We start from the raw sequence: 25,814 nt of genomic DNA, 5'->3' as shown, positions 1-25,814 counted from the left end.
CCGCACCTTATCCGCCTTCCCCCGCCCCCATGCAAGCGACGAGCGCGGCGACCTGCGCCCGGGTTGCGTCCAGCGTCGTGCCGGTATCGATCATATGGGTCGCACGCGCCCGTTTTTCGGCGTCAGACATCTGGCTGGCGCGAATCGCGGCGAAGGTCGCCTGCGTCATGCCCGGCCGGGCGAGGACGCGGGCGCGCTGAACCGACTCGTCGGCCGACACCACCGCCACCGCGTCGCAATATCGCTTGCCCCCCGTCTCGAACAGCAATGGGACGTCGAGCACGACCAGTGGTGCGGCGGCGTGATCGCGCAGGAACGCTTGCCGCGCTTCGGCGACCGCCGGGTGGACGATCGATTCGAGCTGTCGCCGCTGGTCGGCGTCGCCGAAGATCGCGGCACGCAACGCCGCGCGGTCGACGCCGCCCGGACCGGTGGTGCCGGGAAACGCCGCCTCGATCGCGGGGAGCAGTTCGCCGCCCGGCCCCTGCAGCTCGTGGACGGTCGCATCGGCGTCGAACACCGGCACGCCCGCGTCGCGAAACATCGCCGCGACGGTCGACTTGCCCATGCCGATCGATCCGGTCAGGCCAAGGACGAACGGACCCCACCCGCTCACTTCAACAGCGCCGCCCGCAGTTCATCGTCGCGGTCGCGCGGCGGCGCAGCCCCGAAGAACAGCTCGAACGCCAGCGCCGCCTGTCCGACCAGCATTTCGAGGCCGTCGACGGTATCGAGCCCGCGATCATGCGCCTGCGCCAAAAGCGGCGTCTCGATCGGCGCATAGACCGCGTCATAGACGACGGCATCGTCGGGCAGGGGGGTCAGATCGATCGTCAACGGCGGCTGGCCGGTCATGCCGAGCGTGCTGGCGTTGACCAGCAGTTTCGCCGCCGGCAGCGGCGCGGTCAGCGGCAGCGCGTCGCCCTTCAGCCCAAAGGTCGCGAGCAGCCCGGCGGCCTTGAGCACGTTGCGGTTGAGGATCGTCACCCGCCCGACGCCGAGCTTCGACAGCGCGAACAGGATCGCACGCGCAGCACCACCGGCACCGATCACCACCACTGGCTTAGCCGTCAGGTCCAGCCCGGCGATCGGCGCGTGGAAACCCGCCGCATCGGTATTGGTGCCGATCCAGTCGCCGCCGTCACCCCGGAACACGGTATTGATCGCGCCGATCGATCCGCGCACGTCGCCCGGATCGGCGACATGGTCGAGCGCGGCGAGCTTGTGCGGCACGGTGACGTTGCAGCCGCGCCATGCCGGATCGGTGCGGCGTTCGGCGAAATACTCGCCGAGCTTCTCGGGCGGGACGTGGGTCGCGCGATAACCGGCGTCGATGCCCAGTTGGTTCAGCCAGAAGCCATGGATCAGCGGCGATTTGGACTGGGCGATCGGATCACCGATCACCTCGGCATAGGGTGTCATGACGGCAGCATTCCCCGTTGGCGCAAGAAGCGCATCAGTTCGAGCAGCGGGAGCCCCAGGATCGTCCAGTGATCGCCGTCGATCCGGTCGAACAACTGCACGCCTGCCCCCTCGATACGGAAACAGCCGACGCAGCCGGCGATCGCCGGCCATTCGGCGTCGAGATAGGAATCGATGAAGGCATCGCTCATCGGCCGCACGGTCAGCTTCGCATGGCCGACATGCCGCCACACCGGCCGGCCGCCCTCGACGATGACGGCGGCGCTGAACAGGTCGTGCCGCCCGCCGGCCAGCTTGCGCAAATGCTGCGCAGCATCGGCGCGGTCGAGCGGCTTGTCGAGCACCGTCCCGTCGGCCAGCGCCACGACCGAATCCGATCCCAGCACGATCGTGCCGGGCACCCGCGTGGCGCAGCGCAGCGCCTTCATCTCCGCCAGCGCATCGGCAAGGTCGCGGGGTTTGAGTGCCTCGGCGGCGAGCGCGGCCTTGGCCGCATCCTCGTCCAGTCCGCTGGGGATCGCATCGTGCGGAATGCCGGCCGCGCTCAGCATCGAGCGGCGGGCGGCGCTTTGCGAGGCGAGGACGATCAAGCGGGTTTCTCCATCCGGCGGTCGTTGCACAGCGTGATGATCGCCGCCGCCGTCTCCTCGATCGAGCGGCGGGTGACGTCGATCACCGGCCAGCCGTTATCGGCGAACATCCGCCGTGCAAAGGACAGTTCGCGCGTCACCGCATCCTGCTCGACATAATCGGTGTCGGGCATCTGGTTGAGCGACAGCAGCCGGTTGCGCCGGATCGCGATCAGCCGGTCGGCGCTGGTCGTCAGCCCGACCACCAGCGGGTTCTTCAACCCGAACAGGATGCGTGGCGGCGGGCTTTCGACCACGACCGGGATATTGGCGGTCTTGTAGCCGCGATTGGCGAGATAGATCGAGGTCGGCGTCTTGGACGATCGCGACACGCCGGCCAGCACGATGTCGGCCTCCTCCCAATCCTCCGACGCGATGCCGTCATCATGGGCGATGGTCCACTGGATCGCATCGACCCGGGCGAAATAGGCGGCGTCGAGGCTGTGCTGGCGCCCCGGCCGCGCCTTCGCCTCCTGTCCCAGCAGGCTGGAGAGCGCGGTGCTGACCGCATCCATCGGCGCGACGATCGGCAGGCCCAGTGCGGCGCAGCGCGCCTCCAGCATCCGACGGATGGCGGGATTGACCAGCGTGTAGAGCACCAGTCCCGGATTGACCGCGATCTCCGCGAGGATCCGCTCCAGATGCGTCTCGGAGCGCACCATCGGCCAGAAATGGCGCATCGTCTCGACATCGTCGAACTGGGCGAGCGCGGCCTTGGCAATGTTCTCCAGCGTCTCACCGGTGGAATCGGACAGGAGATGGAGGTGCAGGCGCATGGGGACCCCGTGTGGACAAGCCTGTGGATAACGCGGGGGAAACCGCTAGCGTAACCCGGGCCCCTCGGGAAGCTGTGGATAAGTCGGAAGTTATCCACAGGCGATCCACAAACCCGACACAGGGCCAAAAGTTATCCACAGGCTGTGGATAATGTGAATCATGAAACCGGAATCGCGGGCTTTGCGCGATTCAGCGATGAGTCAATCTGTTGGCATTGTGGGCAATCCACCATAAGCCCCGTTGTCCACCGCCCAACCACTTCAACCACCTTTCTAGATTCCTATCTCTGTAGTGGAGGCATGACGCTGTCCGTTCCGATTTCCCCCAAACCGCTCCTCTCGACCCTGCTCGGCAAGCGACAGGTACGTCCCCCGCTGTGGCTCATGCGGCAGGCCGGGCGGTATCTTCCCGAATATCGCGCGCTCCGGGCCAAGAAGGGCGGTTTCCTCCAGCTCGTCCACGACAGCGCCGCCGCCGCCGAGGTGACGGTGCAGCCGCTGCGCCGGTTCGGCTTCGACGGGGCGATCCTGTTCAGCGACATCCTCGTCATCCCGCACGCGCTGGGACAGGATCTGTGGTTCGAGGCGGGGGAGGGGCCACGGCTCGCCCCACCGCTGGTCGATGCGGCGGTGGATGCGCTGACCCGCGCACCCGAACGGCTCGACCCGGTGTATGAAACGGTGCGGCAGGTGGCGGCGATGCTACCGCCGGACGTCACCTTCCTCGGCTTCGCCGGATCGCCGTGGACCGTCGCTACCTATATGGTCGCGGGACAGGGATCGAAGGAACAGGCTGCCACTCGCCGTCTCGCCCATGCCGACCCGGCGGCGTTCGGCGCGCTGATCGCCGCCATCGAGGACGCGACCTTCACCTATCTGCTCGGCCAGATCGATGCCGGAGTCGAGGCGGTGCAGTTGTTCGATAGCTGGGCGGGCAGCCTGTCGCCGCAGCAGTTCGAGGCGTGGGTGATCGCCCCCACCGCGCGGCTTGCCGCCAAACTCCATGCGGCGCGCCCCGGCGTGCCGGTGATCGGCTTTCCGAAGGGCGCAGGGGGCAAGCTCGCCGCCTATGCCCGCGAGACGGGAGTCGATGCGATCGGCCTCGACGAAACGGTCGATCCGGTCTGGGCGAACGATGTGCTCCCCGACGGCCTGCCGGTGCAGGGCAATCTCGACCCGTTGCTGCTGATCGCCGGGGGCGAGGCACTCGACGCCGGAGTCGACCGGGTGCTTGCCGCCTTCCCCGAGCGCCCGCATGTCTTCAACCTCGGCCACGGTATCCAGCAGGATACGCCGATCGCGCATGTCGAACGCCTCGTGGGCCGGGTGCGCGGATGAGCGGGTTCCTCGGCGGTGCCTATCTCTGGGTGAAGGCGGCGCATGTCGTGTTCGTCATCTTCTGGATGGCGGGACTGTTCATGCTGCCGCGCTATATGGTGCATCATCAGGAGGGCCTCGCCGACCCGGCCGAGCCGCCGCGCTGGATCAAACGCGAGGCGCTGCTGCGGCGGATGATCCTGACCCCGGCGATGGTCATCGTCTGGACGCTGGGACTGGTGCTTGCCGCCAATGTCGGGCTGTTCGACGGCGGGGCGGGGTTGGGCTGGCTCCATGCCAAGCTGCTCGTCGTGGTGCTGCTCACCGGCTATCACGGCTGGGCGGTCGGCTATGCCAAGAAGCTGGCGGCGGGGCGGCCGACACTGACCCCGCGCCAGTTGCGCCTCGCCAACGAACTGCCCGCCCTGGCGGCGATCGCGGCGGTGGTGCTGGCGGTGGTGAAGCCGTTCTGAGGGGGAGGATGCCATGCTGGCGTGGATGTTGATGGCGGCGCAACCGGTCGCACCACCCGATCGGGTCGCCGACGATATCCGCTGTCTCGCCGTGCTGACGGACGCGCTCGAACTGGCGAAACTCGATATCGAGCGCGTATCGATTTCCACCAGCATCCTGTATTTCGTCGGCCGGATCGACGGTGCCGCGCCGGACACCGACATCGCCACGGCTGTGACGAAGGCGCGGAAGAAAACGCTGCCACAGGAAGAGATCGACCGCGTCCGCATGGGATGTATCGGCGAGTTGGTCGTCCGGTCCGATGTGTTCGAGGCGCTCACCCCCAACGCGGGAGTGGTCAGGGAAGCGCGCTGAACGTCGGTTTGGGGGTGCCGGCCCGCGACCGCCGCTTGACTTGATTCGCCGCCGGACCTACTTCCCGTCCAACGGTGCCCGGTCCTCGGTGCGCCCGTCCCAGCCGCTCGTGTCCGCCTCGCTGCCGACCTTGCCCTTCTACCGCTGATCTGGACCTCGCTTCCGATGCACCTCAAAGACCTCAAGAAACATGCCCCCGCCGACCTCGTCTCGATGGCCGAGGAACTGGGGGTCGAAGGCGCGTCGACGATGCGCAAACAGGATCTGATGTTCGCGATCCTGAAGGCGCGCGCCGAAAACGGCGAGCAGATCATGGGCGTCGGCACGATCGAGGTGCTTCAGGACGGCTTCGGCTTCCTGCGCAGCCCCGAGGCGAATTATCTCGCCGGCCCCGACGACATCTACATCTCGCCCAACCAGGTCCGCAAACACGGGCTGCGCACCGGCGACACGGTAGAGGGCGAGGTCCGCGCGCCCAAGGACGGCGAACGCTATTTCGCGCTGACCAAGCTGGTGTCGGTCAATTTCGACGATCCCGATGCGGTGCGCCACCGCGTCAATTTCGACAATCTGACCCCGCTCTATCCCGAATCGAAGCTGACGCTGGATCAGCTCGATCCGACGATCAAGGACAAGTCGGCGCGGGTCATCGACATCGTCAGTCCGCAGGGCAAGGGCCAGCGCACGCTGATCGTCGCGCCGCCGCGCGTCGGCAAGACCGTCATGTTGCAGAACATGGCGAAGGCGATCACCGACAATCACCCCGAGGTGTTCCTGATCGTCCTGCTGATCGACGAGCGGCCCGAAGAAGTCACCGACATGCAGCGCAGCGTGAAGGGTGAGGTCGTCTCCTCGACCTTCGACGAGCCGGCGCAGCGCCACGTCCAGGTGGCGGAAATGGTGATTGAAAAGGCCAAGCGCCTCGTCGAGCACAAGCGTGACGTCGTGATCCTGCTCGATTCGATCACCCGTCTCGGCCGCGCCTATAACACCGTCGTGCCTTCGTCGGGCAAGGTGCTGACCGGCGGCGTCGATGCCAATGCGTTGCAGCGGCCCAAGCGCTTCTTCGGCGCGGCGCGCAACATCGAGGAGGGCGGCTCGCTGTCGATCATCGCCACCGCGCTGATCGATACCGGCAGCCGCATGGACGAAGTGATCTTCGAAGAGTTCAAGGGCACCGGCAACTCGGAAATCGTCCTCGACCGCAAGGTGGCGGACAAGCGCGTCTTCCCGGCGCTCGACGTCGGCAAGTCGGGCACGCGCAAGGAAGAGCTGCTGGTCGACAAGACCAAGCTCTCCAAGATGTGGGTGCTGCGCCGTATCCTGATGCAGATGGGCACCGTCGACGCGATGGAGTTCCTGCTCGACAAGATGAAGAATTCGAAGACCAACGAGGACTTCTTCGACAGCATGAACCAGTAGCGTTTGGACCGCGCCATGCTGGCGCGGATCACAAACGCGGCCGGCCGGCGAGGTAAAGCCTCGACCGACGACGCGGGCTTCGCCCGCGTGCCGCCCAGGCGGGATCGACATTTACCGTCGGCGGGGGGAATTGCCGTCAAATCCCTCGCGTCACCCCGCGCAGGCGGGGACCGATAGACGCCGACGCCGGTGATCGAGCCGGACCCGTTGCGATTATGGGTTCCCACCTGCGCAGGAACGATGAGGAGGCATGGCATCGGCTGAGGGTCGATCCATGCCATGACGTCCGTACTTCCCCGACCGAAATACGAGGCAGAGGCCCCGACCGACGATACGGGCTTCGCCCACGTCCCCCCAGGCGGGATCGACATTCAACCTCGGCAGGGGAATCTGCCCTCGAAACCCCTTCGTCATCCCCACGTAGGCGGGGATTCATACACGCCGACGTCAGGGATCGAGCCAAACCCGCTGCGTCCATGGGTTCCCGCCTGCGCGGGAACGGTGAAAGGCCATGGCATCGGCTGAAGGTCGATCCATTCCATGACGCCCGTACTTCCTCGACCGGAAGTGCGGGCGTTCTCGCATTCCGCCGCGTTCGCCCAGCGACATGCTGTCGCAGGAGTCGAATGCGGCCGGCCGGCGGGGCAACGCCCCGACCGACGACGTGGGCTTCGCCCGCGTCCGCCCACAATGCCGGTACTTCCCCGACCGAAAGCGTGGCATCCTCGCATTCCGCCGCGTTCGCCCCTATTCATACTCCCGAACACGAAATCCGGGGGACCCCATGAAGATCAACCTCACCGTCGACTGCACGCCCGAGGAAGCACGGCGCGCGATGGGGCTGCCCGATTTCACGCCGGTCCATGACCGTTACATCGGCATGCTGACCGACACGATGGAGAAGGGCGCCAGCCCCGAGATGCTCGACCAGATGATGCGGAGCTGGGCGCCGATGGGCGAGGCGGGCATCAATTTCTGGCGCAAGATGTTCGAGAGCGCCGCGCGCGGCGGGTGACATGACGACCACGATCTTCGCGGTATCGAGCGGCCGCCCGCCCGCCGCGATCGCGGTGCTGCGACTATCGGGGGGGAGCGCGATCGCCGCCGCCGGCGTCTTGGCGGGCAAGCTCCCACCGCCGCGCCGCGCCGGGGTGCGCGACCTGCGCGATCCCGGCGATGGCCGGCTGCTCGACCAGGCGCTGGTGCTGGTGTTTCCCGGTCCGGCGACCGCGACCGGCGAGGATCTGGTCGAGCTGCACCTGCACGGCGGACGCGCGGTGGTCGACGCGGTCGAGCGGGTGCTGGCCGCGCAACCGGGATTGCGCGCGGCGCTCCCCGGCGAGTTCACCCGCCGCGCGCTGGCGCATGGCCGGATCGACCTGACCGAAGCCGAGGGGCTTGCCGATCTGTTGTCGGCCGAAACCGAAGCACAGCGGCGTGTCGCGATCGACACCAGCGGCGGTCGGCTGCGGCGGGAGGTCGCCGACTGGACCGCGACCGCGACCGGTCTGTCGGCGACGGTCGAGGCAGTCCTCGATCATGGCGACGAGGATGATGTCGATGCCGGTGACGCGGTGATCGACGGTGTTCGCCACGATGCCGCCGACCTTGCCCGCGCGATCGATACCGTCCTCGCCGCGCCGCCGGTCGAACGGTTGCGCGACGGCATCCGCGTCGTGCTGGCCGGGCCGCCCAATGCCGGCAAGTCGACCTTGCTCAACACGCTGATCGGGCGCGAGGCGGCGATCGTCTCGCCGATCGCGGGGACGACGCGCGACGTGATCGAAACGCCGGTGACGCGCGGCGGCATCGCGTGGCTGTTCCTCGACACCGCCGGGCTGCGCGAGGCGACCGACGACGCGATCGAGGCGATCGGCATCGACCGTGCTGCCCGGTCGATCGCGGCAGCGGATATTCTGGTGTGGCTCGGCGACGATACGCCGCCCGACCACGCCCATGTCATCGCGCTGTGCCCGCGCGCCGACCTGCCCGACCGGCCGGGCGGGGCGGGGCGGCTTGCCGTCTCTGCGCATAGCGGCGAGGGGATCGATGCGTTGTGGACCGCACTCGCCGATACCGCACGCGCGCTGCTTCCCGCGATCGACGACCTCGCGCTCAACCGGCGGCAGGCATCGCATGCCGCGCACGCTGCGGCCGCGTTGCACCGTGCGGCGGCCCAGCGCGACCCGCTGTTGATCGCCGAGGAACTGCGCTATGTTCTTAACGGCTTTGCAGCATTGACAGGACAACAGGCGACCGAGGCAATGCTCGACGCACTGTTCGGGCGCTTCTGTATCGGGAAATGATGTTCCACGTGGAACGACGAGATAGCATGACTTTTGACGTAGTGATCGTCGGTGGCGGCCATGCTGGCACCGAAGCGGCGGCAGCGGCCGCGCGGCGTGGGGCACGAACCGCGCTCATTGATTTCATGCCCGACCGGATCGGGGCGATGTCGTGCAATCCGGCGATCGGCGGTCTGGGCAAGGGCCATATCGTCCGCGAGATCGATGCGCTCGGCGGGCTGATGGCGCAGGCGTCGGATGCTGCGGCGATTCACCATCGCATGCTGAATCGGTCGAAAGGCGCGGCGGTGCAGGGGCCGCGCATTCAGGCCGACCGGGTGCGTTATGCCGCCGCAGTCAAGACGCTGCTCGCCCATCCCAACCTCGCGATCATCGGCGGGGACAGTGTCGCGCTGACTGTTGCCGGCGACCGCGTGACCGGGATTGAACTCGCCGATGGCACGGTGATCGCGGCGCGCGCGGTCGTGCTGGCGACCGGCACGTTCCTCGGCGGGACGATGTTTCGCGGCGACGAGCGATCGGTCGGCGGGCGCATCGGTGAGCGTGCCGCGACCCGGCTTGGGCAACAGTTGCGCGACCTGTCGCTGCCGATCGCCCGGCTCAAGACGGGCACGCCGCCCCGGCTCGACGGGCGGACGATCGACTGGGCGGCGCTGCCCGAACAGCCGTCCGACGCCGATGTCTGGACGATGTCGCCGCTGAGCGATCCGGCGAAGCGGTTGCCGCAACTCGCCTGCGCCATCGCCCGGACGACGGCCGAGACGCACGACATCATTCGCGCCGGGCTCGATCGCTCGCCGCTGTTCTCCGGGTCGATCGAGGGGCGGGGGCCGCGCTATTGTCCGTCGATCGAGGACAAGGTTCACCGCTTCGGCGACCGCGACGGGCATCAGATCTTCCTCGAACCCGAAGGGCTCGACACCCACCTCGTCTATCCCAACGGCGTGTCGACCTCGCTGCCGACCGACGTGCAGGTGGCGATGCTGCGCAGCGTCGCCGGGCTGGAAGCGGTGGTGATCGAAACGCCGGGCTATGCCGTCGAGTATGACTATATCGATCCGCGCGCGCTCGATGCGACGCTGGGGTTGCGCGCGCTGGCCGGGCTGTATTTCGCCGGGCAGATCAACGGCACCACCGGCTATGAGGAAGCGGGCGGGCAGGGGCTGGTCGCCGGGGCCAATGCCGCCGCGCAGGCGTTGGGCCTCGATCCGCTGATCCTCGATCGCGCGTCGAGCTACATCGGGGTGATGATCGACGACCTCGTCTTGCAGGGCGTGTCCGAACCCTATCGCATGATGACCGCGCGCGCCGAATATCGTCTGCGCCTGCGGTCGGACAACGCGACGACCCGGCTTGGCGGATTGGCCGAACAGGCCGGACTGCTGTCGGCCGAGCGACTGGCCTACAACCGCGACCGTGCCGATCGTCGCGCCGTGCTCCAGACCCGGCTCGACCGGCGCTATGGTGCCGCCGCGTTGCAGGCGGCCGGCGCCCCGGTTGGCGGGACCGATCAGCGCAGCGGCACCGGCTGGCTGCTGGTCCATGGTGTCACCCCGGCGCATCTCGGCATCGCCGAACAGGACGATGTGCTGGGCGAACTGATCGAGGATGCGCGCTACGCTCCCTATCTCGAACGCCAGTCGGCCGAACTGGCCGCGGCGCGCGAGGATCATGTCGTCCTGCCGCGCGACTTCCCGTTCGGGCGCGTGCCGGGTCTGTCGAACGAGATGATCGAACGCCTGACCACGGCCCAGCCCGAGACGCTCGCCGCCGCCAGCCGGGTGCAGGGCGTGACGCCGGCCGCGCTGGTCGCGATCCTGCTCCACCATCGTGGCCAGAGGATCGCGGCATGAGCGAGGACGACGCCCGCGCGTGGATCGCCGCGCGGTTCGGCGCGGATCGGATGGCGACACTGGCCGCCTTCGCCGGGCGCATCGTTGCCGAAACCGCCGGGCAGAATCTGATCGCCACCTCGACCATCCCGCACATCTGGGAACGCCATCTGCTCGATTCTGCGCAACTGGTCCCGCTGACCGATGGGGCCGGGGTGGGGGACTGGATCGATATCGGATCGGGCGCGGGCTTCCCCGGCATCGTCGCCGCGATCCTTACCGATCGCCGGGTCGTGCTGGTCGAACCGCGCGCACGCCGCGCGGCGCTGCTGGGCGAGATGGCCCGCGACCTTGGCCTCGCCAACGTTGTCGTCCATCAGGCGCGGATCGAGCGGCTCTCTGCCGATCGGCCGGCGGCGATCATCACCGCGCGGGCGGTTGCGCGATTGTCCGCGTTGTTCGCAATCGGCCTTGGGCATGCGAACCGCGATACGCTATGGGTCTTGCCCAAGGGCCGCGCCGCCGCCGACGAGCTTGCCGAAGCCCGGGCGGAATGGCGCGGAACGTTTCACGTGGAACACAGCATCACCGATCCGACGTCGTCGATCGTGGTCGCCACCGGAGTGCAGAAGGCATGATTTGCATCGCGATCGCCAACCAGAAGGGGGGCGTCGGCAAGACCACCACCGCGATCAACGTCGGCACCGCCCTGGCCGCGACCGGCCTCGAAGTGCTGATCCTCGACCTCGATCCGCAGGGCAATGCCTCGACCGGGCTTGGCATCGGCCGCAACGACCGGCAATTCTCGACCTATGATCTGTTGGTCGGCGACATGATGCTCAACGAAGCGGTGATCCCGACCAAGGTGCCGCGCCTGTCGATCGTGCCGGCCACGGTCGACCTGTCGGGTGCCGAGATCGAGCTGATCGAGTTTGAGGCGCGGACCCACCGGCTCGACCGGGTGGTGGAGGCGAGCGGCGGGCGCTGGGACGTGATCCTGATCGACTGCCCGCCGTCGCTCGGGCTGCTGACCGTCAATGCGATGGTCGCCAGCCATGCGCTGCTGGTGCCGCTGCAATGCGAGTTCTTCGCGCTGGAGGGGTTGAGCCAGTTGCTTAGCACCGTCGAGCGCATCCGCGGCCGCTTCAACCCCGGCCTGTCGATCCTCGGCGTCGTGCTGACGATGTACGACCGGCGCAACCGCCTGACCGATCAGGTCAGCGACGACGTCCGCGCGGTGCTGGGCAAGGTCGTGTTCGACACGGTGATCCCGCGCAACGTCCGCCTGTCCGAAGCGCCGAGCCACGGCATGCCCGCGCTGATCTATGATTATCGCTGCGCCGGATCGGAGGCGTATATCGCGCTCGCCCGTGAAGTCATCGCCCGCCTGCCGGTACTGGCGGAAGCGGCATGAACGATACCCAGACCCCGCGTCGCCCCCGCGCCGGCGGCCTTGGTCGCGGCCTCAGTTCGCTGTTCGGCGACAATGACGGCGACGGCGCGGCGGGCCGCAGCGGCACCACCCCGGCGGCGGGCGTCCGGCAATTGCCGATCACCGCGCTGACGCCGATGGCCGGGCAGCCGCGCCGCTTCTTCGACGAAGCTGCATTGAACGAACTGGCGGAATCGATCGCCGCGCGCGGGATCATCCAGCCGATCGTGGTCCGCCCGCATGGCAAGGGCTATGAGATCGTCGCGGGCGAACGCCGCTGGCGCGCGGCGCAGCGCGCCCGGCTGCACGAGGTGCCGGTCGTCGTCCGCGACCTGAGCGATGCCGAGACGATGGAAATCGCGCTGGTCGAGAATATCCAGCGGCGCGATCTGACCGCGATCGAGGAGGCCGAGGGCTATCGCCGGCTGATCGACGAATTCGGCCATACCCAGGAAGTGCTCGCCAATCTGGTCGCCAAATCGCGCAGCCACATCGCCAATCTGCTGCGGCTGCTCGAATTGCCGCGATCGATCCAGGACATGCTCGGCGACCAGCGGATCAGCATGGGCCACGCCCGTGCGCTCATCAACGTGCCTGAGGCCGAGGATATTGCCCAACGCATCGTCGCCAAGGGCCTGTCGGTGCGCGAGGTCGAGAAGCTCGCGCGCGGGGCCAAGGGGAATGACGAACCGGCCAAACCCCGCCCGCCACGCGATCCGCTGGCGGCCGACGACGGCTCGATCGATGCCGATCTGCGCGCGCTCGAACGCCAGTTGGGCGATGTGCTGGGCCTCAAGGTATCGATCGTCCATGGCGACAAGGGCGGCGCGATCACCATCGGCTATTCGACGCTGGGACAGCTCGACCTCGTCTGTCAGCGGCTGACCGGCGAAGGTATCTGATACGCAATTCTTAACCCTGCGTATTGCAATACGCGGGGATGGAGCCGCGTTCCGAACCTGATCCCGCCAGCCACCCGCCGGTCATCGGCGCGGTGCTCGACGTCGCCGGTTCGGCGAGCCAGTTGCTGCTCGATCTGCCGGCGATCCATGCGCTGGCGGGGGAGGGTGATCCGGTCACGGCGGCCGGTGGCCAGATCGGTGCGCAGGTGAAGATGCGCGTCGGCCAGCGCTGGATCATCGCTAGCATCCGCGCGCTGCGGCTTGCCGAGCGTGACGACGCGCTGGTCGCCAAGGTCGATTTCATGGGCGAGGGCGATGACCTGTCCGGGGAGATCGGCGCGTTCCGTCGTGGCGTCACCCGCTTTCCGCTGCCGGGCACTCCGGTCCATCCGGTGACGACCACCGATCTGCGCCGCCTGTATGCCGCCGATCATCAGGGCCATGTCGCGGTCGGCCATGTCCATCCCGCGCGCGACGTGCGGGCGATGCTCAACGTCGATGCGATGCTCGGCAAGCATTTCGCGCTGCTCGGTTCGACCGGCACCGGCAAGTCGACTTCGGCGGCGCTGATCCTCCACCGCATCTGCGAAGCCAATCCGCAGGCGCATATCGTGATGGTCGACCCGCACGGCGAATATGCCGCCGCGTTCGGCGAGCGCGGGATGCGGCTCGACGCGAGCAACCTGCAACTGCCCTATTGGCTGCTCGACCTGCGCGAACATGGCGAGATCTTCCTGACCAGCAGCGGCCCCGAACGGCAGGTCGATGCCGATATTCTCGGCCGCTGCCTGCTCGCCGCCCGCGCCAGGCACCGGTTGGCGCAGGACATCGGCCGGCTGACGGTCGACTCGCCGATCCCCTATCTGTTGTCCGACCTGCTCCAGATCCTGCAACAGGACATGGGCAAGATGAACCGCGCGGGCGACACCGCGCCCTATCTGCGCATCAAGGGGCGGATCGAGGAGATTCGCGCCGATCCGCGCTATGGCTTCATGTTCTCGGGGTTGCTCGTCGCCGATACGATGGCGGCGTTCCTGAAGCGGGTGTTTCGCCTGCCCGCCGACGGGCGACCGGTGTCGATCGTCGACGTGTCGGGCATGCCGTCCGAAGTCACTTCGGTCGTCGTGTCGGTGCTCGCCCGCCTCGTGTTCGACTATGCGCTGTGGTCGCGCGACGAGCCGCGTCGCCCGATCCTGCTGGTGTGCGAGGAGGCGCATCGCTACGTCCCTAACGAACGCAACGCCGAGGGATCGTCGGTCGCGCACATCCTCAACCGCATCGCCAAGGAAGGGCGCAAATACGGCGTCTCGCTGGGGCTCATCACCCAGCGCCCGTCCGATCTGGCCGAAGGCGTGCTGTCGCAGTGCGGAACGATCCTCGCGATGCGGCTCAACAACGAACGCGATCAGGCATTCGTCCGCGCGGCGATGCCCGAGGGGGCGCGCGGCTTCCTCGATGCGATTCCGGCGCTGCGCAACCGCGAGTGCATCGCGGTTGGGGAGGGGGTGGCGACGCCGATCCGCATTCTGTTCGACGACCTCGAACCGCATCTGCGGCCGGCCTCGGCCGATCCGTCGTTCACGACATTGTGGCGCGAGACGGGCGACGAGGATGCGATCGTCGAACGCACTATCCGCCGATGGCGCGCGCAGGGGCGATAGCACGCCACCCCGGCCTTCACGTGAAACGGATCAGAGCGCCATCAACTGCGCGACCGTCCGCCGGAAGCGCGCCAGTTCCTCGCCCGACAGCCGCTGCACCGTCGCGAACGCCACGCCACGCGGATCGATCGGCACGCCGCGCCGCCACAATTCATAATGCAGGTGCGGCCCGGTCGACAGGCCGGTCGACCCGACATAGCCGATCACCTGCCCCTGCGACACGCGCATCCCCGGCCGCACGACGATGCGGCTCATATGGCCATAGCCGGTGGCGAGGTCGCCGCCGTGGAGCAGCTTGACGAAATTGCCATAGCCGCCGTGTCGCCCCGCCGTCGCCACCACGCCATCGGTGGTTGCGCGGATCGGCGAGCCATAGGCGGCGGCGAAATCCATGCCCTTGTGCAGCCGGCGGAAGCCGAGGACCGGATGCACCCGCCAGCCGAAGTTGGACGAGACGCGCGCCGCCACCGGCCACGTCATCGCCCCCTTGCGCTCGCCGACGCCGGCGGGGTCGAGCCATTCGGTCCGCGCGCCATCCTGCCAGCGGACCAGCTTCACGCTGCGCCGCCCCGACAGCCCGGCGTATAGCAAATCGCCCAACTGCACCTCGCCGGTGGCGGCGCGCGCCTGTTCGACGATCAGGTCGAAACGGTCGTCCTGTCCCAACTGGCCCATCGGGACGAGGCCGGAGACCGATTTGATATAGCTTTCGACCGCGCGGACCGGGGCGCCGGCAGCACGCGCCGCGCGGTAGAGGCTGGTGCCGACCCGCCCCTGAATCCGAAGCGGCCGATGATCGATCGCGATCGGCCGCGCATCGAGGTGCAGCACGCCGCCCTCGCGCACCACGTCCAGCGCCAGATCGAACCGCGCGCGGAATGCCAGCCGTTCGAGCGGACGCGGCTGCGCCAGGCTGTCGCGCCGTCCGAGCGTGATGTCGAGCCGGGTGCCCGGCGACAGTTCGCCCGGGTCGACGCGGCCGGCGACCAGTGCCGCAACCTGCCGCGCCTCGCCCGCGCCCACGCCCGATCGTTCGAGCGCACCGGCAAGGCCGCTGCCCAGCGTCGCGGTCGCCTCAAGCGTCGGCCGTTCGGGCGTATTGTCCAGCGGCCGGACCCGCGCGGTCGGCGCAATCCGCATCCCGCTGGTCGCGCCCAATGCGCTTGCCCCGAACGACAATGTCCGGGCCTCGTCGAGCGCGGTGTCGCTCAGCGGGGCGGGGACTGCGCTCCAGATCGGCTGGTTTAGTGACGGGGCCAGCATCCAGACCGCGCCGCACAGCGCGGTGCAGGTGGCAAGCCCGCGCCACCAGTCGCGCGATCCGATCGCCGCGCCGAGATCGGGGGTCCAGTCGGTGCGTTCGGCCGCCGCGCGCCAATCGGCGACGACGCGCGGCGCGGCCATGATCGGCGCACGGCCGAAGCGCAGCGCGCTGGTGCCGCCGGCCAGTTCCAGTCCGTCTTCGTTGCGCAGGAACACGCCGGCCCCAATCCCATGCTGTGGCCGCCCGTCCCGGCCCGATGCTCCTCCTGTGAAGGCAATGGTTTAAAGTCAAATGAACCGGGCCCCGCATCGCGACCGGCGGTGGCGACGAAGCGGCAAAGGGAAAGCACGCGAAAGCCGTTGCATGCGCGCCCGGCAGACCCGATGTTACTGGTGATGAGTCAGTTCGCGCGTAGCCCGGTCACTGCGGTGCTGGGGCCGACCAATACCGGCAAGACCTATCTCGCGATCGAGCGGATGTGTGGCCATGCCTCGGGCATGATCGGCTTTCCGCTGCGGCTGCTGGCGCGGGAGAATTACGACCGCGTCGTCGCGATGAAGGGCGTCGAGAATGTCGCGCTCGTCACTGGCGAGGAACGGATCGTGCCGCCCAAGGCGCGGTGGTTCCTCTGCACCGCCGAATCGATGCCGCTGGAGCGCGAGACGGCGTTCGTCGCGCTGGACGAGGCGCAACTGGGCGCCGATCCCGAACGCGGCCATGTGTTCACCGACCGGCTGCTGCGCGCGCGCGGGCGCGAGGAGACGATGATCCTCGGCTCCGATGCGCTCAAACCCATGGTCCGCGCGCTGGTGAAGGATGCGGAGATCATCACCCGGCCGCGCTTCTCGACGCTCAGCTACGCCGGCGCGCGCAAGCTGTCGCGCCTGCCGCGTCGCTCGGCGATCGTCGCCTTCTCCGCCGAGGAAGTCTATGCGGTCGCCGAGGCGATCCGCCGGATGCGCGGTGGCGCGGCGGTGGTGATGGGCGCGCTGAGTCCACGTACCCGCAACGCGCAGGTGCAGATGTTCCAGTCGGGCGAGGTCGATTATCTGATCGCCACCGACGCGATCGGCATGGGGCTGAACCTCGACGTCGCGCATGTCGCCTTCGCTTCGCTGCGCAAGTTCGACGGCCGGCGGCAGCGGCGGCTGACCGTCGCCGAAATGGCGCAGATCGCCGGCCGCGCCGGGCGGCACCACAAGGACGGCAGCTTCGGCGCGCTGGTCGAGGAAGGGCCGAACGCCTTTACGCCCGAGGAAGTGCTGGCGATCGAGGGGCATCATATCCCCCCGCTCGAACGGCTTTACTGGCGGCGGGGCGAGCCCGATTTTGCCAGCCTCGACGCGCTCATCGCCTCGCTGGAGGAAAAACCGCAGCATCCCGTGCTGACCGCCGCGCCGCAGGCGATCGACCTGATCGTGCTCAAGCGGCTGGCCGAGGAGGACTGGGTTCGCGCGCGCACCCGCTCGCCGATGATGGTCCGGCGGCTGTGGGCGGCGTGCGGCGTGCCCGATTTCCGCAAGCTGGGGCCGGACCCGCACAGCCGGTTCGTCGGCCGCATCTTCAGCCATCTGAGCGAAGGGGCGGGGCATATCCCGCACCAGTGGTTCGCCGACGAACTGCAACGGCTCGACCAGATGAACGGCGATGTCGAGACGATCGCCGGCCGCATCGCCGCCGCGCGAAGCTGGGCCTATATCGCCCACCGCGCCGACTGGCTGCTCGATCCCGAGCATTGGGCGGCGCGAACCCGCGCGGTCGAGGAGAAGCTGTCCGATGTGCTGCACGATCGCCTGCGACAGCGGTTCGTCGATCAGCGGACGACGGTGCTGCTGCGGCGGATCGGGGCAGGGGCCGCCGACCTGCCGGTCGACGTCGCGCCGGATGGCATGGTCAGCGTCGATGGTCATGACATCGGTCGGTTGACCGGCTTCCGCTTCGACGTGTCGCCCGACACCCGCGTCGCCGACAAACGCCTGCTGATCGCCGCCGCCGAGAAAGGGCTGGCGAAGGAACTCGCCAAACGTGGCGGCGAACTGGCGGTCGCCGCCGATGCCGAGCTGGCGCTGCTCGCCGATCCGGGGGGTGTGCCGGGCGTCACGTGGAACGGCCTGACCGTCGCGACGCTGGGGCCGGGGCCGACGCTCGACCGACCGGTGATCGCGCTCGACCGCAGCCTTGCCGTCCTGTCGCGCGACACGCAGGGGCAGGTCCGCGACCGGTTGACCACATGGGTCGCGACGAGCAGCGCAAGGCAGGTGCCGACGCTCACCACACTCGCCGCGCTGTCGCGCGACCCGGCGGCCAATGGCACGCTGCGCGCGATCGCCGCCGCGCTGGCCGAGGTCGGCGGTATCGCCCCGCGCGACGGGTTCGACACGATGGCCCACGCGCTCGACCCCGACGACCGTCGCCGGCTGCGTCGCGCCGGCATCACCATCGGTACGCTCGACCTGTTCGACCCGCGCCTGTTCCGTCCCGCCGCCGCCCGCTGGCGCGCGGCGCTGCTCGCGGCGCGCGACGGGCAGCCGATCGAACCGCTGGCCCCGGTCGGCGCGAGCATTCTTGCCGCCGGGCAGGGGGCGTGGGGCTTCCGCCGGCTGGGTGCGCAGGCGGTGCGCGTCGACCTGCTCGAACGCATCGCGCGCGCCATCCACGACAGTCGCAAGGGTGTAGCGCCCTTCACCCCCGACGTCGCGCTGGCCACCTCGATCGGGTTGAAGCCCGATACCATTGCCCCGCTGATGACATTGCTCGGCTTTCGCCCCGTCGCCCCGGTCGATGCCGTGCCCCGGTGGCGCTGGGGCGGGCCGCGCCGTGTTCCGCTTCCCGTCGCTGCGCCGCCGGTTGCCCGCCCCGGCAATGCCTTTGGCGCGCTCGCCGGGCTGGCGTTCGATCGCTGATGCCGCGCACCGCCGCCGACCCGTCGATCCGCCTCGACCTGTTCCTGTGGTTCGCCCGCTTCGCCAAAAGCCGCAGCGCGGCGCAGGGGATCGCCGAGGCGGGGATGCTGCGGATCGACGGCCGTCGCATCGAACGCGCGCATTGCCCGGTGCGGGTCGGCAACATCCTCGCCTTTCCGCTTCATGGGCGGGTGCGGGTGCTGCGGGTCGAGGCGCTGCCGGTCCGGCGCGGTCCCCCGTCCGAAGTACAGGCGCTTTACACGCTGCTGGAACCAGGGTCGTCCAGCCCCGTTGACGGGGCGGGTTCCCCGGCATAACGCGGGACCGCAATAGTCCCGGAGCTTGTTCGACCCATGACCTACGTCGTCACCGACGCCTGCATCCGCTGCAAATACATGGACTGCGTGGAAGTGTGTCCGGTCGACTGCTTCTATGAGGGCGAGAACATGCTCGTCATCAACCCCAGCGAGTGCATCGACTGTGGGGTGTGCGAGCCCGAATGTCCCGCCGAAGCGATCCTGCCCGATACCGAATCCGGGCTGGAGCAATGGCTGGAGCTGAACGCGACCTTCTCCGCGCAATGGCCCAACGTCACCCGCAACGACAATCAGACCCCGCCCGATGCCGACAAGTGGAAAGGCGTCGAGAAAAAGTACGAGGAACATTTCTCGGCGGAACCCGGCGCAGGCGACTGATCGGCCAAGCGCTTGTTCCACGTGGAACAGCGCGCTGCCGGACCGTGCCAAACCGGTTCGGCTTTGCCACTGGTAATTTTGTTGCGGTGATGCTATAGCCTCGCCCGACGGCGGCACTTGTCCAAGCGCCCCCGCCCGGAGAGCCACCTCTAGCTTACGCCCCCGTCGCCGACCTGTCTGCCCGCTGTTCCGCGTGGCCGATGCTGCGCTCGTCGAACGGGGTGACGACCACGGAAAGGTTACCAATGGCTGCCAAGGCATTGTCCTTCGATGTCGGCGATTATGTCGTGTACCCCAAACACGGCGTTGGTCGTGTGATCGAGCTTCAGCGCAGCGAAATCGCTGGCATGCAGCTCGAACTCTATGTTCTGCGTTTCGAAAAGGAGCGGATGACGCTCCGCGTTCCGACCAACAAGGCCGAAAGCGTCGGCATGCGCAAATTGTCGTCGGACAAGACCATGCGCGAGGCGATGGAAACGCTGAAGGGCAAGCCCAAGGTCAAGCGGACGATGTGGTCGCGCCGTGCCCAGGAATATGAAGCCAAGATCAATTCGGGCGACCTCGTGTCGATCGCCGAAGTGGTCCGCGACCTGTTCCGTGCCGACGACCAGCCCGAACAAAGCTATTCCGAGCGTCAGATCTTTGAAGCGGCGGCCAGCCGCCTCGCGCGCGAACTGGCGGCGATGGAGCAGGTCGACGAGCCCAAGGCGCTCGACCGCATCGTCGAGATCCTGCGCGAAGCCGCGGCGATCTATAACAAGGAAAAGACCGCCGCCTGACCTTGGGTCGGCTGCGGTTGCGAAAGGGGCGGTCGGCAACGGCCGCCCTTTTTGCGGTTGCGTAGTCAACGCCATGCTGTATTGTAACGGCAATACACAGGGGGAAGCGATGCGCGCAGCGATGGTCGGACTGTTGATGGTAGCGGCGTGCAGCAATGGCGGGGCCAGCGAACCTGCCCGAACCGCCGAGCGCACCGTCGCGCTGCGCGGCTTTTCGGGGGTCGACCTTGCCGGGCCCGACCGGGTCGATGTCGTCACCGGCCGTGACTTCGCGGTACAGGCGCGCGGCGACGCCGCCGTGCTCGACCGGCTGACCTTCGAGGTGAAGGGCACGACGCTGCGCATCGCGCGCAAGCCGCAGACCGGCTGGAACTGGCGCGACCGGACGGCGGTGATCCGCGTCACCCTGCCCGCGCTGAAGGCGGCGACGCTCAGCGGATCGGGCGACCTGTCGGTCGATCGCGCGGCGGATCTGACCGCGCAACTGACCGGATCGGGCGACATGACCATCGCCCGGCTGACCGGCCGCACCGCCCAACTGGGCCTGCGCGGATCGGGCACCATCGCCGCCGCCGGCCGGGTCGACAGCCTTGCGTTGTCGCTCAGCGGATCGGGCGACATCGACGCGCGCCAGGTCAAGGCATCGCAGGCATCGGTCGCGGTGGCGGGATCGGGCGACGTCTCGGCCGATGTCGACGGTCCGGCGGCGGTGTCGCTCACCGGATCGGGATCGGCGACGCTGGGGGCACGGGCGCGCTGCACGGTGCGCAAGGCGGGATCGGGCGAGGCGCGCTGCGGCGGCTGATCGCGCTTGCGATCGGCGGGGCGCGGCGCGATGCTGCGTCCATGCTCGCCACCCTGCTCGCCGTCCTCCTGCTCCAGCCTGCGTCCGAACGGCAATGGATGCTGACCGGCTTCGACCGGGTGCGGGTCGACGGACCCTATGCCGTCACCATCACCACCGGCAGCGGAGCCTCGGCGCGTGCCGCCGGTGATCCCAAGGCGCTCGAACAGGTGCAATTGCGCGTCGAGGGCAATACGCTGATCGTCCAGCCGCTGCGCGACGATCGCGGCCGGCCCGCCACCGCCGCCCCGGCGATCATCGTCACCACCCCGCGCGTCGCCGCGATCAGCCTGCGCGGCGGCGGCACCGTCCGGCTCGATCGCGCGCGGGCCAGCCGGGTCGATCTGGCGCTGACCGGCGACGGCACGATCGAGGTGGGCGAGGTCGACTCCGAGCAACTGACGCTGACGCTGCTCGGCGCGGGCAGGGCGGTCCTCGCCGGGCGCAGCGGCCGGGCGCGGATCATGGTCAACGGCGCGGGCAGCATCGCCGCCGACGCACTCGACGTCGGCGACCTGCTGGTCCAGATGAGCGGCACCGGCGACGGCCGCTACCGCGCCCGCTACACCGCCGACATCACCGCCTCGGGATCGGGCAGCGTCACGGTTGGCGGCACCCCACGCTGTCGCACGCGCGGCACCGCCACCATCCGCTGTGGGTAGAAGTTACGCCGCCGCCGTTTCGAGCGTTGGATAATCGGTGTAGCCCTCGGCCCCGCGCGAATACCACGTCGCCATATCGTCCTTGTTGAGCGGCGCGCCCTGCCGCAGCCGTTCGGGCAGGTCGGGGTTGGCGAGATACGGCCGGCCGAACGCGATCGCATCGGCGATACCGGCATCCAGTTCGGCCTGCGCGTTGCTGCCGTCATAATCCTGGTTCAGCACCAGCGGGCCGGCGAACACCTTGCGGATCGCCGGCGACACGCGCGGCTGGGTGGTGCTGCCGAAGGTGCCGTCCGGCCCCGGCTCGCGCAGTTCGAGGAAGGCGATGCCCTTGTCGTTCAGCAGCTTCGCGGCGGGCACGAACACGCTCGCCGGATCGCTGTCGATCACGCCCTGCGTATCGCCGTTGGGCGAGAAGCGCACCGCCGTCCGCCCGGCACCCACTTCGGCGATCAGCCGGTCGACGACCTCGCCCAGCAGGCGAATGCGGTTCTCCGCGCTGCCACCGTAATCATCGTCGCGCTGGTTGGCACCGTCGCGCAGGAACTGGTCGATCAGATAGCCATTGGCGGCATGCAACTGCACCCCGTCGAAACCGGCCGCCTTCGCGTTGCGCGCCGCCCGGCTGTAATCATCGAGCACCCGCGCGATGTCGTCGAGCGTTGCGGCGCGCGCCTGCGCATAGGGCTTCTTGCCGTCATAGGTATGCGCCTGTCCCGGCGCGGTGGTGGCCGATGCCGACAACGGCGCCGCCCCGTCCAGGAAATCAGGATGTACGACCCGACCCATATGCCAGAGCTGGGTCACGATCCGCCCGCCGGCGGCATGGACCGCGGCGGTGACCGACTTCCACGCCTCGACCTGCTCGTCGGTCCACAGCCCCGGCGCATAGGGCCAGCCCAGCCCCTCGCGGCTGATGCCGGTGCCTTCCGAAATCAGCAGCCCGGCCGAGGCGCGCTGCGCATAATAGTCCGCCATGATTGCGCTCGGCACATGTTCGCGGCTCGACCGGCCGCGGGTCAGCGGCGCCATCAGGATGCGGTTGGGGGCTTCGATGTCTCCGAAGGCAATGGAATCGAACAAACTCGGCATGGCGGCTCTCTGCATCAATTATGGGCGACGTGCGAAAGATAGGGGGGTAGGGGGCGGCATGCAGCCGGTATCCCCTGAAACAAAAGCTTCGCTCCCCCCAAGCGTTCCGCGTCGCGCGGTGCTGGCGGTGATCGTCGCCAATGTGGCGCTGGCATTCGGGCCGTGGTTCGTGCGCCTTGCCGATACCGGGCCGGTCGCCGCCGCCTTCTGGCGCATCCTGCTCGCGTTGCCGGTGCTGCTGGTCGCCGCCGCATGGGCCAATCCGCGCGCGATGACCCGTGCGGGGTCGCTGTGGCTGCCGATCCTGATCGCCGGCCTCGCCTTTGCGGTCGATCTGGGAAGCTGGCACATCGGCATTCGCCGCACCACGCTCGCCAACGCCACGCTGTTCGGCAATTGCGCGGTGCTGATCTTCCCGCTCTACGGCTTCCTCGCCATGCGCCAATGGCCGACGCGGGTGCAGGGCGCGGCGCTGCTGCTCGCGGCGGTGGGCGGCGGCCTGTTGATCGGGCGCTCGGCCGAGCTGTCGTCGCGGCATCTGGCGGGCGATCTGTTCTGTCTGCTCGCCGGCGTGCTCTACGCGGTCTATTTCATCGTCATGGCCGGGGTGCGGCGCAGCGTCGCGCCACTCCCCGCGCTGGCGCTCTCCAGCATCGCCGGCGTCCTGCCGCTGCTCGGCTTCGCGCTATTGCTCGGCGAACCGATCTGGCCGGGCACCTGGTCCCCGCTGCTGCTGCTCGCGCTGGTCAGCCAGATCGCGGGGCAGGGGCTGATGATCTATGCGCTCGGCGCGCTGACGCCGCTGGTCGTCGGCCTCGCGCTGCTCGTCCAGCCGCTGGTGGCGGCGACGATCGGCTGGCTGGCCTATGGCGAGCGGCTGACCGCCACCGACGCGATTGGCGCGGCGCTGGTCGCCACCGCGCTCGCCATTGTGGGTACGCAGCGGCGGAAGGCGGGTTAGCTCACGCCCGCCCGGCCAAGATCGACCAGCGCCTCGCCGAAGCGCGCGATGTCGCCCGGCGCGAAGCCGGCGATGTTGATCCGGCCCGATCCGGCCATGTAGATGCCGTGGGTCGCGCGCAGCCATTCGATCTGCCCCGGGCTGAGCGGCAGGGTGGCGAACATGCCCTTGCCCTGCGCGAGCGGGGCGAGATCGACCGATCCCGCCTGGCCGATCGCCGCCAGTTCGGCGCGCAACCGCTGCAACCGGCCGCGCAGACCGTCCAGCTCGCCGCGCCAGTCGGCCGCCAGATGTTCGTCCTCCAGCACGATCCGCACCGTCGCCGCGCCATGATCGGGCGGCATCGACCAGTTGGCGCGCGCCAGCGCCAGCAGGTTGGAGAGCACCACGTCGCGGTGATCGGCGTCGGGCGCGCTCACCCACAGGGCGCCGGTGCGCTCGCGGTACAGCCCGAAATTCTTGTCGCACGAATAGGCGACGATCCCGAACGACACCGCGCCCAGCACGGTCCGCGTGCCCAGCGCGTCGGCTTCCATGCCGTCGCCCAGCCCCTGATAGGCAAGGTCGACGAACGGGATCAGCCGGCTGTCGGCCACCGCATCGGCGATCGCGCGCCATTCGCCGGCATCGGGATCGATTCCTGTCGGGTTGTGGCAGCAACCGTGCAGCAGGATCGCGTCACCCGCCTCGGCCTGGCCGATCGCGGCGCGCATCGCCGGCAGGTCGATCCGCTGCGCCGCCATGTCGAACGCGGCATGGGATACGACGGTGAGGCCGGCGGCGGCGAAAACCGGCGCGTGATTGGCCCAACTCGGCTGGCCGACGAGGATGCGGCGCACCCCGGCCTTGGCAAGCAGCTCCGCGCCGAGCCGGAGCGCACCGGTGCCGCCCGGCGTCTGCAACCCGCAGCGGCGGTCGGCGGGCAGGGTATCGCCGAACACCAGCGGTTCGAGCAGCGCGGTGAACCCCTTGTCGCCCTCCGGCCCCAGATACGCCTTGCTGTCCTGCGTCGCGATCAGCCGCATCTCGGCCTGCTTCACCGCCAGCATCACCGGGGTATGGCCGGCATCGTCACGGAACACGCCGACGCCGAGGTCGATCTTGTGGGCACGCGGATCGGCACGATACGCCCCGATCAGGCGGAGCAGTGAATCGGCAGGCTGTACGACGAGCGAACGGAACGGCATGGGTATCCCCGGACTGGAACGGGACCCACCGGCGGCGGTCGCGTGCGGCGCTGCATCGTGCGGGTCGGAATGCGCGTCCGATAGGACAAGCGGGTGGCGTTGGAAAGGCGCGGTGCAGAAGGTGGGTTCACGCGGAGGCGCGGAGACGCGGAGAAGAAGCAGAAGATGTTTTCGCGCAGAGGCGCAGAGAGCGCAGAGGCGTTGCGATCGAGACGGCCGTCACCGATCCGGCGAAGTCTCTTGTTCGTTGCAGCCGGTAGATGGAGCGCCGCTATCGCGGCAAGCGTCTCATCTCTGCGCCTCTGCGCGAAAACACCTTCCTGCCGGACGCAGCCGTCCGCAGCGCCATACCGGCTACGCGAACGCCTCACCACGACCGCAACTCCTTCGCGTCTCCGCGCTTTCGCGTGAAAACATCTTCTTCCGATACGCGACGGCAGAAAGAAGGGTGATCCACGCGAAGGCGCGGAGACGCGAAGGGGTTCAAGCGGGACGGACGGCCGTCACCGATCCGGCGGAGCTTCCCGTCCATTGTCGTCCGCAATGGAGTACCGCTATTGTAGCGAGGGCTGCGTCTCTCCGCGTGAACCAACCTTCCTGCCGCCGTTGCGTACCGATCAGCCCGACCGACCCTCCAGCCAGCGTTCGAGATCGTCGCTGCCCCCGATGCGTTCATCGCCGACGAACACCTGCGGCGTGGTGGCGACGTCGTGTTCGGCCTTGAACGCATCCACCTCGTCGCGGGTGCGCAGGATGCGGTCGTCGACGGCGAAGCCGGCATGTTGCAGCAACTGCTTGGCCTTCACCCCGAACGGGCAGGTGTGATCGCTCAGCACCATGCGGTACAGGACGGCGTCGCGAGCTTCGGTCATGGCATGAACTCCCTCAGGTCAGCCGCCC

Annotated in this window: 26 protein-coding genes; 18 read left to right on the top strand and 8 right to left on the bottom strand. The window is 68.6% G+C overall.

Translation table 11 applies throughout. The annotated features are described in order from the left end of the window. Window positions 1–7: 7 nt before the first annotated feature. The 4 genes from coaE to ASG37_RS15045 are packed head-to-tail and all read right to left on the bottom strand — an operon-like array spanning window position 8 to window position 2,827. Window positions 8–616, bottom strand: coding sequence for a dephospho-CoA kinase (gene coaE / locus ASG37_RS15060; RefSeq protein ID WP_082448533.1), 609 nt, complete (start codon window positions 614–616; stop codon window positions 8–10). After that, window positions 613–1,422, bottom strand: a complete 810-nt coding sequence (locus tag ASG37_RS15055) for a shikimate dehydrogenase family protein (RefSeq protein ID WP_055762095.1) — start codon at window positions 1,420–1,422, stop codon at window positions 613–615. The genes coaE and ASG37_RS15055 overlap by 4 nt, the downstream gene beginning before the upstream one ends. Further along, window positions 1,419–2,012, bottom strand: coding sequence for a Maf family protein (locus tag ASG37_RS15050; protein ID WP_082448531.1), 594 nt, complete (start codon window positions 2,010–2,012; stop codon window positions 1,419–1,421). Before ASG37_RS15050 ends, ASG37_RS15055 begins: the two co-directional genes overlap by 4 nt. Next, window positions 2,009–2,827, bottom strand: a complete 819-nt coding sequence (locus ASG37_RS15045; protein ID WP_055762093.1) for a pyruvate, water dikinase regulatory protein — start codon at window positions 2,825–2,827, stop codon at window positions 2,009–2,011. The genes ASG37_RS15050 and ASG37_RS15045 overlap by 4 nt, the downstream gene beginning before the upstream one ends. A 300-nt stretch (window positions 2,828–3,127) precedes the next feature. On the opposite strand from ASG37_RS15045, the gene hemE reads away from it, so the two are divergent. The 11 genes from hemE to ASG37_RS14990 all read left to right on the top strand — a co-directional run bounded on the left by hemE (window position 3,128) and on the right by ASG37_RS14990 (window position 14,527). Continuing rightward, window positions 3,128–4,165: a uroporphyrinogen decarboxylase gene (gene hemE / locus ASG37_RS15040; protein ID WP_055762090.1), complete on the top strand. Its 1,038-nt coding sequence runs from the start codon at window positions 3,128–3,130 to the stop codon at window positions 4,163–4,165. Beyond that, entirely contained in the window at window positions 4,162–4,617 is a 456-nt protein-coding gene (locus ASG37_RS15035; RefSeq protein WP_055762087.1) for a CopD family protein, read from the top strand. The genes hemE and ASG37_RS15035 overlap by 4 nt, the downstream gene beginning before the upstream one ends. Window positions 4,618–4,642: 25 nt before the next feature. Then, entirely contained in the window at window positions 4,643–4,972 is a 330-nt protein-coding gene (locus tag ASG37_RS15030) for a hypothetical protein (protein WP_156349228.1), read from the top strand. 165 nt (window positions 4,973–5,137) lie between these two features. Further along, the gene (gene rho / locus ASG37_RS15025) at window positions 5,138–6,394 is read left to right on the top strand and encodes a transcription termination factor Rho (protein WP_055762081.1); all 1,257 of its coding nucleotides are present in this window, start codon (window positions 5,138–5,140) and stop codon (window positions 6,392–6,394) included. A gap of 784 nt (window positions 6,395–7,178) precedes the next feature. Beyond that, the gene (locus tag ASG37_RS15020; RefSeq protein ID WP_055762078.1) at window positions 7,179–7,409 is read left to right on the top strand and encodes a DUF6489 family protein; all 231 of its coding nucleotides are present in this window, start codon (window positions 7,179–7,181) and stop codon (window positions 7,407–7,409) included. Window position 7,410: 1 nt separating this feature from the next. Continuing rightward, entirely contained in the window at window positions 7,411–8,700 is a 1,290-nt protein-coding gene (mnmE, locus tag ASG37_RS15015; protein ID WP_055762075.1) for a tRNA uridine-5-carboxymethylaminomethyl(34) synthesis GTPase MnmE, read from the top strand. Window positions 8,701–8,726: 26 nt separating this feature from the next. After that, window positions 8,727–10,553 (top strand): tRNA uridine-5-carboxymethylaminomethyl(34) synthesis enzyme MnmG, encoded by a 1,827-nt coding sequence (gene mnmG / locus ASG37_RS15010; protein ID WP_055762072.1) that lies wholly within the window; start codon window positions 8,727–8,729, stop codon window positions 10,551–10,553. Continuing rightward, a complete protein-coding gene (rsmG, locus tag ASG37_RS15005; protein WP_055762069.1) occupies window positions 10,550–11,170 on the top strand; it encodes a 16S rRNA (guanine(527)-N(7))-methyltransferase RsmG in 621 nt (206 codons plus the stop codon). The genes mnmG and rsmG overlap by 4 nt, the downstream gene beginning before the upstream one ends. After that, complete coding sequence (locus ASG37_RS15000) at window positions 11,167–11,946, top strand: ParA family protein (protein ID WP_055762066.1); 780 nt, start codon at window positions 11,167–11,169, stop codon at window positions 11,944–11,946. Before rsmG ends, ASG37_RS15000 begins: the two co-directional genes overlap by 4 nt. Further along, complete coding sequence (locus ASG37_RS14995) at window positions 11,943–12,866, top strand: ParB/RepB/Spo0J family partition protein (protein WP_055762064.1); 924 nt, start codon at window positions 11,943–11,945, stop codon at window positions 12,864–12,866. Before ASG37_RS15000 ends, ASG37_RS14995 begins: the two co-directional genes overlap by 4 nt. A 38-nt stretch (window positions 12,867–12,904) precedes the next feature. Next, on the top strand, window positions 12,905–14,527 hold the full coding sequence (locus tag ASG37_RS14990) for an ATP-binding protein (protein ID WP_082448529.1): 1,623 nt from the start codon (window positions 12,905–12,907) through the stop codon (window positions 14,525–14,527). 30 nt (window positions 14,528–14,557) lie between these two features. Here ASG37_RS14990 and ASG37_RS14985 read toward each other — a convergent pair whose 3' ends face one another. Continuing rightward, a complete protein-coding gene (locus ASG37_RS14985; protein ID WP_055762061.1) occupies window positions 14,558–16,006 on the bottom strand; it encodes a M23 family metallopeptidase in 1,449 nt (482 codons plus the stop codon). Between the two features lie 180 nt (window positions 16,007–16,186). Between ASG37_RS14985 and ASG37_RS14980 the strand changes: the two genes are divergently transcribed. From ASG37_RS14980 to ASG37_RS14955, 6 genes are all read left to right on the top strand, one after another. After that, a complete protein-coding gene (locus ASG37_RS14980; RefSeq protein ID WP_055762058.1) occupies window positions 16,187–18,694 on the top strand; it encodes a helicase-related protein in 2,508 nt (835 codons plus the stop codon). After that, on the top strand, window positions 18,694–19,011 hold the full coding sequence (locus ASG37_RS14975; RefSeq protein WP_055762055.1) for an RNA-binding S4 domain-containing protein: 318 nt from the start codon (window positions 18,694–18,696) through the stop codon (window positions 19,009–19,011). Before ASG37_RS14980 ends, ASG37_RS14975 begins: the two co-directional genes overlap by 1 nt. A gap of 36 nt (window positions 19,012–19,047) precedes the next feature. After that, the gene (fdxA, locus tag ASG37_RS14970; protein WP_055762052.1) at window positions 19,048–19,389 is read left to right on the top strand and encodes a ferredoxin FdxA; all 342 of its coding nucleotides are present in this window, start codon (window positions 19,048–19,050) and stop codon (window positions 19,387–19,389) included. Between the two features lie 245 nt (window positions 19,390–19,634). Beyond that, on the top strand, window positions 19,635–20,168 hold the full coding sequence (locus ASG37_RS14965; RefSeq protein WP_055762049.1) for a CarD family transcriptional regulator: 534 nt from the start codon (window positions 19,635–19,637) through the stop codon (window positions 20,166–20,168). 73 nt (window positions 20,169–20,241) lie between these two features. Further along, a complete protein-coding gene (locus tag ASG37_RS14960) occupies window positions 20,242–20,973 on the top strand; it encodes a head GIN domain-containing protein (protein ID WP_082448527.1) in 732 nt (243 codons plus the stop codon). Window positions 20,974–21,014: 41 nt separating this feature from the next. Beyond that, window positions 21,015–21,674: a head GIN domain-containing protein gene (locus ASG37_RS14955; RefSeq protein WP_055762043.1), complete on the top strand. Its 660-nt coding sequence runs from the start codon at window positions 21,015–21,017 to the stop codon at window positions 21,672–21,674. Between the two features lie 3 nt (window positions 21,675–21,677). Here the strand turns inward: ASG37_RS14955 and ASG37_RS14950 are convergent, their stop codons facing one another. Next, complete coding sequence (locus ASG37_RS14950) at window positions 21,678–22,766, bottom strand: alkene reductase (protein ID WP_055762040.1); 1,089 nt, start codon at window positions 22,764–22,766, stop codon at window positions 21,678–21,680. Between the two features lie 127 nt (window positions 22,767–22,893). Here ASG37_RS14950 and ASG37_RS14945 point away from each other — a divergent pair, with 127 nt between their 5' ends. After that, on the top strand, window positions 22,894–23,727 hold the full coding sequence (locus tag ASG37_RS14945; RefSeq protein ID WP_414888264.1) for a DMT family transporter: 834 nt from the start codon (window positions 22,894–22,896) through the stop codon (window positions 23,725–23,727). Here the strand turns inward: ASG37_RS14945 and ASG37_RS14940 are convergent. Then, window positions 23,724–24,914 carry an aromatic amino acid transaminase gene (locus tag ASG37_RS14940; protein WP_055762034.1) on the bottom strand — a complete coding sequence of 397 codons (1,191 nt, stop codon included), beginning with the start codon at window positions 24,912–24,914 and terminating at the stop codon, window positions 23,724–23,726. The genes ASG37_RS14945 and ASG37_RS14940 overlap by 4 nt on opposite strands. A 617-nt stretch (window positions 24,915–25,531) precedes the next feature. Beyond that, on the bottom strand, window positions 25,532–25,786 hold the full coding sequence (locus ASG37_RS14935) for a glutaredoxin domain-containing protein (protein ID WP_055762032.1): 255 nt from the start codon (window positions 25,784–25,786) through the stop codon (window positions 25,532–25,534). Between the last annotated feature and the right edge of the window lie 28 nt (window positions 25,787–25,814).

This window comes from Sphingomonas sp. Leaf407 (assembly GCF_001425385.1).
Classification (GTDB): Bacteria; Pseudomonadota; Alphaproteobacteria; order Sphingomonadales; family Sphingomonadaceae; genus Sphingomonas.
Note: the sequence above shows the minus strand (reverse complement) of the source record. Positions and strands in the feature narration are given on the sequence as shown.

Excerpts from the sequence above, each read along its gene's own strand:
- hemE (WP_055762090.1), top strand. The coding sequence starts at position 3,128 with ATGACGCTGTCCGTTCCGATTTCCCCCAAACCGCTCCTCTCGACCCTG.
- fdxA (WP_055762052.1), top strand. The coding sequence starts at position 19,048 with ATGACCTACGTCGTCACCGACGCCTGCATCCGCTGCAAATACATGGAC.
- mnmG (WP_055762072.1), top strand. The coding sequence starts at position 8,727 with ATGACTTTTGACGTAGTGATCGTCGGTGGCGGCCATGCTGGCACCGAA.
- ASG37_RS14990 (WP_082448529.1), top strand. The coding sequence starts at position 12,905 with ATGGAGCCGCGTTCCGAACCTGATCCCGCCAGCCACCCGCCGGTCATC.
- ASG37_RS14940 (WP_055762034.1), bottom strand. The coding sequence starts at position 24,914 with ATGCCGTTCCGTTCGCTCGTCGTACAGCCTGCCGATTCACTGCTCCGC.
- ASG37_RS14935 (WP_055762032.1), bottom strand. The coding sequence starts at position 25,786 with ATGACCGAAGCTCGCGACGCCGTCCTGTACCGCATGGTGCTGAGCGAT.
- rsmG (WP_055762069.1), top strand. The coding sequence starts at position 10,550 with ATGAGCGAGGACGACGCCCGCGCGTGGATCGCCGCGCGGTTCGGCGCG.
- ASG37_RS14965 (WP_055762049.1), top strand. The coding sequence starts at position 19,635 with ATGGCTGCCAAGGCATTGTCCTTCGATGTCGGCGATTATGTCGTGTAC.
- ASG37_RS14955 (WP_055762043.1), top strand. The coding sequence starts at position 21,015 with ATGCTCGCCACCCTGCTCGCCGTCCTCCTGCTCCAGCCTGCGTCCGAA.
- ASG37_RS14995 (WP_055762064.1), top strand. The coding sequence starts at position 11,943 with ATGAACGATACCCAGACCCCGCGTCGCCCCCGCGCCGGCGGCCTTGGT.
- ASG37_RS15030 (WP_156349228.1), top strand. The coding sequence starts at position 4,643 with ATGTTGATGGCGGCGCAACCGGTCGCACCACCCGATCGGGTCGCCGAC.
- ASG37_RS15055 (WP_055762095.1), bottom strand. The coding sequence starts at position 1,422 with ATGACACCCTATGCCGAGGTGATCGGTGATCCGATCGCCCAGTCCAAA.
- ASG37_RS15000 (WP_055762066.1), top strand. The coding sequence starts at position 11,167 with ATGATTTGCATCGCGATCGCCAACCAGAAGGGGGGCGTCGGCAAGACC.
- ASG37_RS15020 (WP_055762078.1), top strand. The coding sequence starts at position 7,179 with ATGAAGATCAACCTCACCGTCGACTGCACGCCCGAGGAAGCACGGCGC.
- ASG37_RS14950 (WP_055762040.1), bottom strand. The coding sequence starts at position 22,766 with ATGCCGAGTTTGTTCGATTCCATTGCCTTCGGAGACATCGAAGCCCCC.
- mnmE (WP_055762075.1), top strand. The coding sequence starts at position 7,411 with ATGACGACCACGATCTTCGCGGTATCGAGCGGCCGCCCGCCCGCCGCG.
- ASG37_RS14960 (WP_082448527.1), top strand. The coding sequence starts at position 20,242 with ATGCTGTATTGTAACGGCAATACACAGGGGGAAGCGATGCGCGCAGCG.
- ASG37_RS15035 (WP_055762087.1), top strand. The coding sequence starts at position 4,162 with ATGAGCGGGTTCCTCGGCGGTGCCTATCTCTGGGTGAAGGCGGCGCAT.
- rho (WP_055762081.1), top strand. The coding sequence starts at position 5,138 with ATGCACCTCAAAGACCTCAAGAAACATGCCCCCGCCGACCTCGTCTCG.
- ASG37_RS14980 (WP_055762058.1), top strand. The coding sequence starts at position 16,187 with ATGAGTCAGTTCGCGCGTAGCCCGGTCACTGCGGTGCTGGGGCCGACC.
- ASG37_RS15045 (WP_055762093.1), bottom strand. The coding sequence starts at position 2,827 with ATGCGCCTGCACCTCCATCTCCTGTCCGATTCCACCGGTGAGACGCTG.
- ASG37_RS14975 (WP_055762055.1), top strand. The coding sequence starts at position 18,694 with ATGCCGCGCACCGCCGCCGACCCGTCGATCCGCCTCGACCTGTTCCTG.